General features: G+C 66.5%; 13 protein-coding genes and 3 pseudogenes. 9 read left to right on the top strand and 7 right to left on the bottom strand.

What is annotated here, in order from left to right:
- Positions 1-5: 5 nt before the first annotated feature.
- From A6I89_RS18635 to A6I89_RS18630, 3 genes and pseudogenes are all read right to left on the bottom strand, one after another.
- Positions 6-1,253, bottom strand: coding sequence for an amidohydrolase (locus A6I89_RS18635; protein ID WP_044990803.1), 1,248 nt, complete (start codon positions 1,251-1,253; stop codon positions 6-8).
- A 105-nt stretch (positions 1,254-1,358) separates the two neighbouring features.
- Positions 1,359-1,524, bottom strand: a pseudogene (locus A6I89_RS24425) (thioredoxin-disulfide reductase); the annotation flags it as partial.
- A 162-nt stretch (positions 1,525-1,686) separates the two neighbouring features.
- Positions 1,687-2,238 carry a helix-turn-helix domain-containing protein gene (locus A6I89_RS18630; RefSeq protein WP_022595103.1) on the bottom strand — a complete coding sequence of 184 codons (552 nt, stop codon included), beginning with the start codon at positions 2,236-2,238 and terminating at the stop codon, positions 1,687-1,689.
- 81 nt (positions 2,239-2,319) lie between these two features.
- Here A6I89_RS18630 and A6I89_RS18625 point away from each other — a divergent pair, with 81 nt between their 5' ends.
- Genes A6I89_RS18625 through A6I89_RS18615 form a run of 3 tightly spaced genes read left to right on the top strand, consistent with a single transcriptional unit; the run spans position 2,320 to position 4,195 of the window.
- Complete coding sequence (locus A6I89_RS18625) at positions 2,320-2,685, top strand: hypothetical protein (protein ID WP_022595104.1); 366 nt, start codon at positions 2,320-2,322, stop codon at positions 2,683-2,685.
- Positions 2,682-3,401 carry an ABC transporter ATP-binding protein gene (locus tag A6I89_RS18620; RefSeq protein ID WP_044990761.1) on the top strand — a complete coding sequence of 240 codons (720 nt, stop codon included), beginning with the start codon at positions 2,682-2,684 and terminating at the stop codon, positions 3,399-3,401. The genes A6I89_RS18625 and A6I89_RS18620 overlap by 4 nt, the downstream gene beginning before the upstream one ends.
- Positions 3,398-4,195: an ABC transporter permease gene (locus tag A6I89_RS18615; RefSeq protein WP_022595108.1), complete on the top strand. Its 798-nt coding sequence runs from the start codon at positions 3,398-3,400 to the stop codon at positions 4,193-4,195. Before A6I89_RS18620 ends, A6I89_RS18615 begins: the two co-directional genes overlap by 4 nt.
- A 109-nt stretch (positions 4,196-4,304) precedes the next feature.
- Here A6I89_RS18615 and A6I89_RS18610 read toward each other — a convergent pair whose 3' ends face one another.
- Positions 4,305-4,604 carry a hypothetical protein gene (locus A6I89_RS18610; protein WP_022595110.1) on the bottom strand — a complete coding sequence of 100 codons (300 nt, stop codon included), beginning with the start codon at positions 4,602-4,604 and terminating at the stop codon, positions 4,305-4,307.
- A 269-nt stretch (positions 4,605-4,873) separates the two neighbouring features.
- Here A6I89_RS18610 and A6I89_RS25115 point away from each other — a divergent pair.
- Positions 4,874-4,981, top strand: a pseudogene (locus A6I89_RS25115) (IS481 family transposase); the annotation flags it as partial.
- Positions 4,982-5,120: 139 nt separating this feature from the next.
- Here the strand turns inward: A6I89_RS25115 and A6I89_RS18605 are convergent.
- Positions 5,121-5,792 carry a response regulator transcription factor gene (locus tag A6I89_RS18605; RefSeq protein WP_255221283.1) on the bottom strand — a complete coding sequence of 224 codons (672 nt, stop codon included), beginning with the start codon at positions 5,790-5,792 and terminating at the stop codon, positions 5,121-5,123.
- Complete coding sequence (locus A6I89_RS18600) at positions 5,777-7,111, bottom strand: sensor histidine kinase (RefSeq protein ID WP_022595114.1); 1,335 nt, start codon at positions 7,109-7,111, stop codon at positions 5,777-5,779. The genes A6I89_RS18605 and A6I89_RS18600 overlap by 16 nt, the downstream gene beginning before the upstream one ends.
- 131 nt (positions 7,112-7,242) lie before the next feature.
- Between A6I89_RS18600 and A6I89_RS18595 the strand changes: the two genes are divergently transcribed.
- The 3 genes from A6I89_RS18595 to A6I89_RS18585 are packed head-to-tail and all read left to right on the top strand — an operon-like array spanning position 7,243 to position 10,293.
- The gene (locus A6I89_RS18595) at positions 7,243-8,130 is read left to right on the top strand and encodes an ABC transporter ATP-binding protein (RefSeq protein ID WP_022595116.1); all 888 of its coding nucleotides are present in this window, start codon (positions 7,243-7,245) and stop codon (positions 8,128-8,130) included.
- Complete coding sequence (locus tag A6I89_RS18590) at positions 8,127-9,665, top strand: hypothetical protein (protein ID WP_022595118.1); 1,539 nt, start codon at positions 8,127-8,129, stop codon at positions 9,663-9,665. The genes A6I89_RS18595 and A6I89_RS18590 overlap by 4 nt, the downstream gene beginning before the upstream one ends.
- Complete coding sequence (locus A6I89_RS18585; RefSeq protein ID WP_022595120.1) at positions 9,652-10,293, top strand: hypothetical protein; 642 nt, start codon at positions 9,652-9,654, stop codon at positions 10,291-10,293. The genes A6I89_RS18590 and A6I89_RS18585 overlap by 14 nt, the downstream gene beginning before the upstream one ends.
- 48 nt (positions 10,294-10,341) lie before the next feature.
- Here A6I89_RS18585 and A6I89_RS18580 read toward each other — a convergent pair whose 3' ends face one another.
- Positions 10,342-10,578 carry a hypothetical protein gene (locus A6I89_RS18580; RefSeq protein ID WP_022595121.1) on the bottom strand — a complete coding sequence of 79 codons (237 nt, stop codon included), beginning with the start codon at positions 10,576-10,578 and terminating at the stop codon, positions 10,342-10,344.
- Between the two features lie 64 nt (positions 10,579-10,642).
- Between A6I89_RS18580 and A6I89_RS18575 the strand changes: the two genes are divergently transcribed.
- Positions 10,643-11,074 carry a hypothetical protein gene (locus A6I89_RS18575; protein WP_022595123.1) on the top strand — a complete coding sequence of 144 codons (432 nt, stop codon included), beginning with the start codon at positions 10,643-10,645 and terminating at the stop codon, positions 11,072-11,074.
- Between the two features lie 36 nt (positions 11,075-11,110).
- Positions 11,111-11,485: pseudogene (locus A6I89_RS18570) on the top strand (MmyB family transcriptional regulator); the annotation flags it as partial.
- Positions 11,486-11,879: the final 394 nt, after the last annotated feature.

Below are 11,879 nucleotides of genomic sequence, written 5' to 3'. Positions count from 1 at the left end.
CCCGCTCAGGACGTCGGCGGCAGCCAGGCGCGGGCGGCTGTGACGAGGGCCGCCACGCCGATGGGCAGCGTCGGTTCGATCACCGGCGCGTAGTGCGGCGAGTGGTTGGACGGCACCTTCAGCAGGGCCGGATCGGTCATGTCGCCCGTGGTGAACAGGGACGGGTCCGCGCCGCCCAGCAGCCAGTACGACAGCGGGGCGCCGGAACTGGTCGCGAGGATGCCGACGTCCTCGCTGCCCGCGCCCGCGCCGGGATCGAGAATGTTCTCCCGTCCCAGCCACACGCCGAGGGCGTCCAGCGTCCTGCGGAGCGTGTCGGGGTCGTTGGTGACGATCGGGAACCGTTCGATCTCGGTGATCGACGGTTCCTCCGGCGCCCCGGCAGTTCGAGCCTCGCCGCGCACGATGCGGTCGACGCCGTCGAGAATGCTCTGACGCACCCGCGTGTCGTAGCTGCGGATGTTGAGCTGGAGCTCGGCCTCGCCGGGGATGACGTTCGCGGCGTCGCCGGCATGGATGGAGCCGACGGTGAGGACCGCGGTCGCGGTTCCCGGGATCTCGCGGGAGATGACGGTCTGCAGGCGCAGCACCGTCGCCGCCGCCATCACGACCGGGTCGACGGACGTCTCCGGCATCGACCCGTGCGCACCCCTGCCGACGAGCCGCACCCGCAGCGAGTCCGATGCCGCGTACGACGGTCCGGGGTGTGCCCCGATCTTGCCGGCCGGTAGGGGCGATACGTGCTGGCCGAGAACGACGTCGGGCTTCGGGAAACGGTCGAACAGACCGTCGTCCACCATCGCCTGCGCGCCGGCGCCGAGTTCCTCGGCCGGCTGGAACACGAGCATCAGGGTGCCCGCCCAGCCGGACCGGTCGTCGGCGAGTACCCGCGCCGCGCCCAGCAGGCAGGTGGTGTGCAGGTCGTGGCCGCACGCGTGGGCGACCGGCACGGTGGAGCCGTCGGCGTCGGTGGCCGTCGCGGTGCTGGCATAGTCGAGCCCGGTCTCCTCGCGGACGGGTAGAGCATCCATGTCCGCGCGGAGCAGCGCGGTCGGGCCCGCGCCGTTGTTCAGGACACCGACCACCCCGGTCCGTCCCACCCCCGTGGTGACCTCGAAGCCCGCCTTCCGCAGATGCTCCGCCACGATCCCGGCGGTGCGATGTTCCTGGAAACCGAGTTCGGGATGGCGGTGCAGGTCCTTGTACAGGTCGACGAGACTCGGGTCGATCCTGATGTCAGTGGGGACGGTCATGGAATTCCCTTCGACTGCCTTCCTCCGATGCTCCCAGTTCCCGGTTCCCGGCGGGGCGCCTTCCCCTTCGCCGGGTCTGATCGTTACGTTCGGTGTGATCCCGTTCCGTCCGATGACGAGCTCGCTGCGCGGGTCGTGGCCGATCGCGACGAACATTCCCGGTGACGTCCAGCGTCGACTGCTCGCCGGTGACGGTGTCGCGGACTACCAGCCCGGTGACGCTGTTCTCGCCGAGGACCTCGATGGGTTCGGCGTTGGTGACGAAGCGGACGTCTCACCTGTCCCCGTACAGATGTCGTGGGAATCTGCTACGGGAGGCGCACACAGCCAATGGGCACACCGACCAGCACCAAAGTATCGAAACGACCTGCAAAACAAGATGAAACACCGGATGAGTATCCGGACGCACCCTGACGAACTGTTGCGGGCTGATTCAATCGTCCTCGCCGGTGATCGTTGGGGGACTGGGAATCACCGCGGTGGTCAAGGCGATGCGAGTGCGGTCCCCGCCGGAGTCGGTTTGGTACGGCGCGAGTAGCTCGGCGAGCCGTGTCTGGATCTGCACGAGGTCGTCGGTGGTGACGTAGAGCGGTGTGGTGCCGAAACCCAAGTAATTCCGCAGGTTTCGATCCTCGTTCTCGATGAACGTGTCGAAACTCTCGCCGAGTGCGCTCAGGAAGGTCAGGAAGGCGTTTCGGAGTTCTGCGTCGCTCATCGCATTGAGATCGTCGTGCCCGACGTGTGCCATGCGTTCCCCGAGCGCGAGTGTTCGTTCAATGGTCCCGCGCACGCGGCGCTCGTCGACGACGGTGACGATCTCCGCGTCGATCAGTGCCGCCACGTGCCGGTAGAGCGTGGCCTGGGTGACGCTCGGCAGTGCCGCCCGGAGTTCCCCGGTCGTCAGCTGGCGACCTCCGAGCTGCTGCACAATCCGCAACCGAACCGGATGCAGTACGACGTCGGCGATTGTCGACTTGCTCGCCATCGGGACCTTTCGCGATTATTATCACTCTGATAATGTTCTCAACATCGATACGAGCTTACCGTCGACGGGAGACTTGACGCTATGGCGCAACTGATCTACGACGAAGCAGCCCTGCATCTGACCTTTTCTCGGTGGGAAGCCCTGCTGGTCCGCCATTCCGCCATGGCTGTACCGCTGAACTCGATCTCGACCGTCGAGGTGTTGCCGGGATGGACCTCGGAAATTCTCGGCATCAGATCCGGCCTGACAGTCTCCGGCTACCTGAAGGTCGGCACCTTCTTGCACCCCCGCGGCACCACTCGGCTGGTCTCGATGAAGCGTGGCCACCCGACACTGCGTGTCGGACTTCGTGGGCGCTACGCCGATGAGAAGTTCGGCGAACTGCTTCTCAGCAGCCCGGACGCATACGAGATCGCCGATGCCCTCCGACTGGCCGGTGTGCGATGAAGGGCGTCTCCATCCAAGTCAACAGCCTCGCAAAGAGATTCGGTCGAGTAGAGGCAGTCGGCGGCGTTACCTTCACGGCCCAACCGGGTCAGGTGACGGGTTTTCTCGGACCGAACGGCGCCGGCAAGTCCACGACTTTGAGGATGCTGCTCGGACTGACCTGTCCGGACCGCGGAACTGCGCTGTTCGCCGGCATCGCCTACGGCGACCTTCCGTCCCCCACGCGAACCGTGGGCGCTGTACTGGACATCGCGGCGGCGCATCCTGCTACCACCGCCCGCAATCACCTCCGTACCTTTTGCGCCCTCGGCGGTCACCCGTCGGATCGGGTCGACGAGGTGATCGAAACGGTCGAACTGGACCGGTTCGCCGACCGGCGCGTAGGCGGTTACTCCACGGGCATGCGACAGCGCCTCTCCGTCGCTACCGCCCTGCTGGGCGACCCGGACGTGCTCGTTCTCGACGAACCGTCCAACGGCCTCGACCCGTCGGGAATTGTGTGGCTACGCAACTTCCTTCGGGATTTCGCTGTCTCCGGCGGTACCGTCCTGATCTCCAGCCACGCCCTCGGTGAACTGCAGAACAGTATCGACGACGTGGTGCTCATCGACCACGGACAGATTGTCTGGACGGGCGCCCTGCTCGAACTCACGACGCGAGGCGACACATTGGAAGAGGCCTACCTCAGACTCATCGCCCGGGAGAGTGCGATATGAAGCATGCCGTCCGCGGTGAACTCACGCGACTGTTCTCCACCCGCCTCGCCATGTGGGCACTGATTGCGGCCGTCGCGAGCGGCGCCGGACTCACAGGGCTGCTGGGCTTGGTGGGCCCGGAGAACGCATCGCCTCCGATGCCCGCTCTCGACACCTCGGAAGGTGTGGGAATCGCTATCGGCCTCGCTGGGCTGCTCCTGTTCGTGCCCGCACTGTTCGGCACGGTAGCCGTCACGAGCGAGTACCGCCACAAGACCATCGGCTCGACGTTCCTTGCGGTGCCTCGTCGCGGCAGGGTGCTCGGCGCAAAACTGGCTGTCTACAGCGTATTTGGGCTCGCTTATGGACTGCTGATGTCGTTGTCGTCGGCAATCGCCTTGTGGTCCGTCGTCACCATGCGCGGAATTACCCTCGGCGCCTCCGCCGGCGACCTGGTGACACTTCTTGCCCGCCTGGCTGTGGCCGCCGCAATCTACACGGTGCTCGGCATGGGTATCGGTGCTCTGGCACGCAACCAGCTCGTGGCCGTGGGAGTCGTGCTCGGGTATTTCTATCTTGTTGAGCCTGCGCTCATGATCGTCCCGGGACTGGGTGCCTTCTATCCGTTCCTTCCTGGAGGCGCGACTGCTTCACTGATGGACTTCACGTTCCTCGCCGATACCGTCGCCCAGGAATCTTCGCTGGGAGTGCCCGCATTGCTCTCGCCGCTCGTGGGCGCGCTCGTGCTCCTCGGCTACGCGGCGGCTGCCTCGGTGGTAGCAGTGACGTCGCCGCTTCGACGGGATCTCACGTAGCGTCGCCGCGCTGAGCAGTGCTGCGCGGTCCGGCGGGTCGGATACGCCGAATTTACGCAGAACCGACCGATCGGGGGACGCCCTCGTCCGAGGACTCGTCCCGCCTCGCTCAGCAAATCACCTCGACGCCGGCAACGGGCGGGCGGAGATGCGGGGAGTTCCAACCGAAAGCGGACAGAAACCGTTGCGCTGCAGGGGCAGTGTCCGGTGCAGCGCCGCCGCGCAGAAGGGGGCTGTGCGGCAGGGGGACAAGTGGTTTCCCGTGCACGCCGGCGCGCACGCCGACGAGGAGTGGTTCGTATCCGAACGCAGCGACCTGGCGTACGTCCCCGCGATCGGCGCGGCCGGACGGGAAGCCCTCGAGCAGGCCGATATCGGAATCGATCAGGTGTCCGTCGTGGACCTGCACTGCTGTTCCCATTGGCGGTGTAGGCCGCGGCGGCGGAGCCGGCGGCGTCACCTTCGCTCGGGCGCCGCTGAACACCTACTCCATCCTCGGTATCACCGCGCTCGTCCAGTCTCTGCGCGGTGTAGTCGAGGTTGGGATGCGGGTGCGCCGGCCCGGCCAGCGCACTGCGCTAGCCGACTTCCCCGGGTAGGCGACGATCGAGGCCTACGGCTTGCCGGATGCCCTGATCATCGGCGCGCTGACCGCCGACGGCACGCGGGCGCTGACACGCACCACCGATCCGGCTGCACTTCTACAAGCATCACCGAGCCCACTCTGCCATCGGCGGCCAGTCACCAGTCACCAGGCTGACCAACGTCCCCGGACATCACAGGTAGCCCGCGCCAGGAATGGTCTCGAAGCGGGCCACGGGGATCTGTGCCGCAAGCTGCGCCCCTTGGCTGCGGCGGTGGCCACTGTCGTCAAACAGAAGTCCGGGGCATCAACACATCGGATGATTCGGGCGTCGGATCTGTCTCAGCCGAGCTCGTGGCGGCGTAGATACGCGAGCACGGCCAGCACCCGACGATTCGTGTCGTCGGTCGGCGGCAGCACCAGTTTGTTGAAGATGTTGCCGACATGCTTGCCCACCGCCGATTCGGTGATGAACAACTGTGCGGCGATCGCCGCATTCGAATGCCCCTCCGCGATCGAGGCGAGGACCTCGCGTTCGCGCGGCGACAACTGCGCCAACGGATCCCGCCGTCGACGGAACAACTGCTGTATGACCATCGGGTCGATCACAGTGCCGCCGGCAACCACCTGACGCAGAGTGGAGACGAAGTCCTCTACATCGACGATGCGATCCTTCAGCAGATACCCCACCCGGCCCCCTTCCGCCCCCATGAGTTCGTCGGCGTAACTCAATTCGACATACTGGCTCAGCGCGACCACGGCAAGCCCGGGATAGGTTCGTCGCAGCGCCACCGCTGCGCGCAACCCCTCGTCGGTGAATCCGGGCGGCATCCGCACATCGGTCACGACCAGATCCGGACGGTTTTCCGCGACAGCCGATTCCAATTCCACGGCATCGGGGACCGCGGCCACAACCTCGAACCCGAATCGTTCGAGCATCGCGGCGAGGCTTTCGCGCAGCAGTGCACCGTCCTCGGCGAGGACCACTCGCACGGCAGTCAGTTCTCGATCCACGGCAACTCCACACGGACAACGGTGGGCCCGCCAGGCGGGCTGGACAGCAGCATTCTCCCGTCGACCGCCGCGACCCGGTCGGCCAGGCCCGTCAGACCGCTCCCCCGCTCCGGATCCGCGCCGCCGCAGCCGTCGTCCACGACCTCGACGACCAGGACGTCCCCGGCGCGTCGGACAGCCACGTCGACGACCGTCGCATCCGCATGTTTGGAAACGTTGTTGAGCGCCTCGACCACCACGAAGTACGCCGCGACCTCGACATCCGGGGCGGGGCGGGACGGGAGGTCCGCGGTGACACCGACCGGGGCCACGAAGTCTTCGGTCAGTGCACGCAACGCGTCTGGCAGGCCACGGTCGGTGAGGACCCGGGGGTGGATTCCCCGAATGAGTTGCCGCAGTTCCGCCATCAGTTCCTTGGCCTGATCATGCGCCTGCGACACGCTTTTCGCGGCCGCGGAATCCGGCGGGAGGTCGAGTTTAGCCATACCCAACTGCAAAGTGAGGTTGACGAGCAGCGACTGTGCGCCGTCGTGCAGGTCCCGCTCGATCCTGCGGCGTTCCGCCTCGAAAGAATCGACCAGGCGGGCCCGGGACCGGGACACCTCCACCAGTCGTGCGCGAAGGGCGTCCGGGTCGTCACCGCACAACAGCGACCGGCTGAGCGCCCCGTGCAGGCCCGCGATGAGAGCACTCACGTACGGAATCGCCGGCAGCAGGAGCAGACCCGCGATCGCGTACGGAACGGCCTGGTCGACCGACGTGATCTGACTGAAACCAAGCGCCACTGCCTCGTCGCCGTCACGCACCAGCAGAGGGCTCACCACCATCACCACGATGAGTCCGACGATCACCGCACCCGAGAGCCACAAGGCGGGCACCAGAGTGAGCAGCAGGAACGTGTAGCCGAGTTCCCGCCACGTCGCGGCTTCGGTGTAGCGGGTGCGCACCCACGCCCACAGGCCCGCTGCCGGAGGGCAACGGTGGGCCGAGAGCGCCCGGTCGCGGCTCACCAGGCGCAGGCGCGTTCGTTCCAGGGCTGCGAGCGGTATCGCCACCAACGGGCCGAGCCCGAACACCAGCACTGCGCCGAGGACACCGAGGAACAGCACTCTGCCGAGTGGTTGTGGATACATGCCGGCGCCGGACCATACGGCGAGCACGAGCCACGGGACGCAGAACGCTGCGAATGGCAACGCGACCACGCACACCACCGGGACGGTGGTCAGCACGTGACCCAGCGACCGCCACGGCCACCCGGTCAGTAGGAAGCGCCGCCGTGTGATCGCGGTGAGTACCGTGGTCGGTTCGTTGGAGGACACCGAGTGAGCCTATCGACGCGGTCGCTGCCTCAGGACGAGGTGGAGTGCAGCCGAAAGGTGGTGCTGGCACTACCTTCGATCGGCGCGTGGACCCAGTGACCGCACCACCGGTCGAATGGTCAGCTGAAGTCATGCAACTGGAGCTGAACCACGTCACCAAAACCTATCGGGGTAAACAGGCCGTCGCCGACGTCAGCCTGCGGATCGGGCCCGGGGTTCTCGGCCTCCTCGGCCCCAACGGAGCCGGTAAGTCGTCGCTGATGCGCATTCTCTCCACGATCACCCGCCCGACCACCGGTACGGTCATGTGGAACGGTACCGACATCGTCGCTCGGCCGGAGCCGCTCCGACGCGTCCTCGGTTACCTCCCGCAGGATTTCGGCGTCTACCCGAATCTCAGTGCCGGAGAGTTCCTCCGGTATCTCGCCGCAGTGAAAGGTCTGACTTCGCGGTCGGCCAAGGCGCGGGTCGACGAGCTGCTCGAACTCGTCAACCTGACGGAGACCGGATCGCGGCCGGTGGGTACGTTCTCCGGCGGAATGCGCCAGCGTGTCGGTATCGCGCAGGCACTCCTGGGCGACCCCGAACTTCTCGTCGTTGACGAACCGACGGTCGGACTGGACCCCGAGGAACGCATGCGGTTCCGCAACCTGCTCGGGGACCTGGCGAACGACCGGATCGTCATCCTCTCCACCCATATCGTGTCGGACATCGAAGCGATCGCCGACGACATCGTGATCCTCGCGGCCGGCGAATTACGTCGGCGTGGCACGCCCGAGGAACTTCTCCGTTTCGCGGACGGTCGGGTGTGGGAAGCGACGGTCCCGGTCGATGCCGTGCCCGAGATTCGGCACCGAGCGACGATAACCCGCACGGTCCGAACAGCACAGGGCGTGCGTGTCCGTGCCGTCGCCGAAATACCTCCGATGCCGGGGGCTCGTCCTGTCGAACCCGATCTCGAAGACGCGTACGTCAACGCGGTCCACAGCCCGATGGCGCCCGCCGGGGTCATCCGATGACAGGCGCTGTCGCTGCCGTCGCGATGGCCGACGTCCGGGATCGTTCGCGGCGTCCCGCGTTCCTGGTGACGGTGCTCGGCGCTGTCGCACTCGGCTATGTTGCCGTCCCGCCGGTCTCTGCAACCTACGCAATGGTCAAGGTCGGATCGTTCCGGGGACTGTACGACAGCGCGTACATCGGCATGTTGCTCGCCATGATCGGCAGCCTGTGGTTGCCGCTGTTCGGCTTCTACGTCGTCCGCAGCAGCATCGCGCGCGACATCTCCACCGGCGTAGGCGAAGTGCTTTCCGCCTCCCCGTTGCGCATGCCGATGTATCTGCTGGGCAAGTACCTGAGCAACGTGGCGGTGCTCGCGGCGATGGCAGCCGCACTCGCTCTGATCGCACCCGTGATGCAGCTTCTCCGCGGGGAATCCACTAGCCTCGACATGACGGCACTCTGGCTTCCGATCGTGCTGTTCTGTCTTCCTGTCCTGACCGTGGCCGCGGCAGCCGCCGTCGTCTTCGAAACCGTCCCGCTCTTGCGAGGTGGTGCGGGAAACATACTGTGGTTCTTTGTGTATCCGTCGATGTTCCTCGCCGGGATTCCACTGGTCTACGGATCGGTTACCGCAGGGTTCCAGGCAGACCTGGCGGCGCAGCACCCCGGCATGGATGACGAGATCTCGATCGGGCTCACAGCGGAACCGGGCGCACTCGGGCAGTTCACGTGGTCCGGTATGGACATCGACACGACGCTCGTCGCCGCGAGTGCAGGATTGATTGCCGCCTCCACGCTCGTCGCCATCCTTCCCTCCCTCTGGTTCGGCCGGTTCGACCCCTCACGGCGACAACGCACTCTCTCGCATCCGTCTGCCGTACCTGCAACCGAGCCTCCCGTTGCACCGGCGTTCTCACAGGGCCCGCGAGCACTGTCGTCGGCCGAACGTGGACAGTCGTTCCCGGGGTTGCTGCTCGGCGAGGTGCGCATTCATCTGGGAAGCGTGTCGCGGTGGTGGTGGCTCACGCTCGCGATCGTGACGATCGCGGCCCTCGCCGTTCCCCCTGATCGCGTCGGCACCGTACTGCTCTTCGCATGGTTGTTGCCAGTGCTGGTGTGGTCACGTCTCGGGACACTCACCTATGAACAGGGCGTCGCTCCCCTTGTGCAGTGCGGTGTCTCGCCTCGGATCAGACTCGTCGCCGAGTGGGGTGCAGGCGTGCTCATCGCGGTCATCGCGGGTGTCGGTCCGCTCGTGAAAATGCTGCTTGCAGCGGACGCGACCGGCGTCGCCGCGTGGGTTGCGGGCGCGACGGTGATTCCTGCCCTTGCGCTGCTGATCGGGTCGATCGGCCGGAGCGCACGCGTGTTTCAGGCTGTCTACCTGGTGATCTGGTACGCCGTGCTCAACGGGGTCGCTGCGGTCGACGTCATGGGCGCGCTCCGCACCGATGAGTCGCTCGCCGGCCCGTCCCCACTGTTGTCCTTCGGCGTCGGCGCCGCGCTGATCGCCGCCACCGCACTCGTTCAGGAGATTCGCCATGCCCGTCGTTGAAACCGCACCCCGGAAGTTCCGCCTCCCCGTCAGCGTTGCGGCACTGGCACTCTCGTCCGTGGCGCTCGCCGGCTGCACTGCCGATTCCACGAGTCACGAACAGCGGGACGACAGCTACAGCGGCGCCACGGCCGTCACACTCGATTTCGATGATGCGGGTGCCAAACAGTTCGGTGTGACCACCGCGGCCCTGAGCGCTCAGGTGATCGGCTCCGACCGCGACGACATCGAGATCCGGCGCTCCTTCGAGTTCACCGACGGCGACAAGCCCGATGAACGCATCGACACCAACGGGTCCGGTCTGACGATCAGCGCGAGTTGCCCCGACAGATTCGCCGTCGGCCGCCCCACCTGCGTCGCCCTGTACGAGATCGCCGTCCCGTACGGGACCGTCGTCCGAGGGAGTTCGCAATTCGGCGATCTAACGGTGACCGACACCCGTGCACCCGTCGACCTGAACTCCCGCTACGGTGACGTCACGCTGGTCACGGGCCCGGGCGGTTACGCGGTGGACGCCGTGTCGGCCACGGGCCCGAGCACCATCGAGGTGCCGCAAGATCGCGCCGGCATCCCGGTGCGCCTACGGTCCGGAGATGGCGCCGTCTCCGCAATGACGGACCCTCGCTGAGACCAGAGCGAAGTACCTAGAGTGAATGCACGCCTCGCAGGGACGGTACTACCAGGCGGCCACTCGAGGTGTGTGGTATCGGTCGTCGCCGATCTCGCCGCGGGCCAGGCACTGTGCGAGGAGCTGCTCAGGAGTATCGGCGTGAGGATGGGGCGGCTGTGTGTCCGGGCGAGTACTCGAATGACTAATCACCGCGAGGACGATCAACACCCAGAACGCGATCATCGCGATGATCATGAGCGCGTAGCGCCACCCGTTCATGCTGTTGGCGGACCAGAACATCATCGGTGGGCCTCTGCATTGCGCCAGATTCGTAGCTCTTCAGGCAGCCCGCTCTACCTTCCCTTGATTGGCGTCCAGGTATGCCGAGGCGTTCTTTCAAGAACGCGATGTCCTTGTCCTGCTCGAGCATCTGCTTGCGGAGACCGGCGAGCTCGGTGCGTTCCGCTGCAGTCAACCGCTCATCACCGGTCGTAGTTGCTGCTTCGACCCGGTGGCGTTCGGCGGCGGCCCAGCGGCCGAGCAGACCTTCGAGAGTTCGACGATCAAGTTCGTGTGGCGGTGGGCTGGCCGTAACACAGTTGCCATGCCCGGCGATGAACCTGGGACAGAAGAACACGTGAGATCGAGGGAAGGCGCGCAGACAATGGGTTCGAACGATTTTGCAGCTCAGATCGGGAGTTGGCTCCGCGACGGCATGCTCGCTGGGAATCCGCTGGCAATTGCGGCGGCTGCGATCCTCGCGCCACTCGGCATGATCCTGGGATCGACGACCCTGTAGCTTCACCCCTACGCCCGACTGGGATCGCGTGTCACTCTGTCGGAGCCGCCCGTCAACGTGCTGCGCTTGAGCTTGCACCCGGACGGGATGGCGCCGCGGATCACGAACCTTGCCCAATGGCGCGCGCACGTGTTGCACCGGCTGGACCGGCAGATCGACGCGACGGGCGACGACGAACTGCGCCGGCTGCGCGTCGAGCTCACCGGGTACCCGGGCGGCGTCGACGCGACCGAGCCGGGGCCGTCGCTCGTCGTGCCGCTCCGGGTGCGCGCGGGCGATCACGATCTGTCGTTCGTCAGTACGACGACGGTCTTCGGGACGCCGCTCGACGTCGCGGTGTCCGAGCTCGCCATCGAGACGTTCTTTCCCGCCGACGCGGCCACGTCCGAGTACCTGGCAGCGCGCCGGTAGGCGGCCGACCAGCGCACTTTCGCGAGCCCTCCACCGTGGAACCGCGGCAATACAGGCGAGGGATTGGTGAGAATGCGTCGGACGGCGGTGTGGACGGGTATGGCGGTGCTCGGCGCCGGCGCGCTGACCGGGTGTGGCGGAGCCGTGGCCGCCGACACCGTTGCGTGGCAACCCTGCGCAGACCTGGCCGCGTACGTCACCGATCTCGGCGTGGACGAGGGCGTGGTCGATCGCCTGCAGTGCGCGTCGGTGGACGTCCCGCTGGACTACGACGACCCTGAAGGCCGGACGATCGAACTCGCGCTCAGCCGTGTCGTGGGAACCGATCCGGCCGCGCCCACGCTGTTCGTCAACCCCGGGGGCCCCGGTGTCGAGGGCCGCAGCATGGCGGCGG

The organism is Prescottella equi, from assembly GCF_002094305.1.
GTDB classification, from domain to species: Bacteria; Actinomycetota; Actinomycetes; order Mycobacteriales; family Mycobacteriaceae; genus Prescottella; species Prescottella equi.
This window is presented reverse-complemented; position numbering and strand designations above follow the sequence as displayed.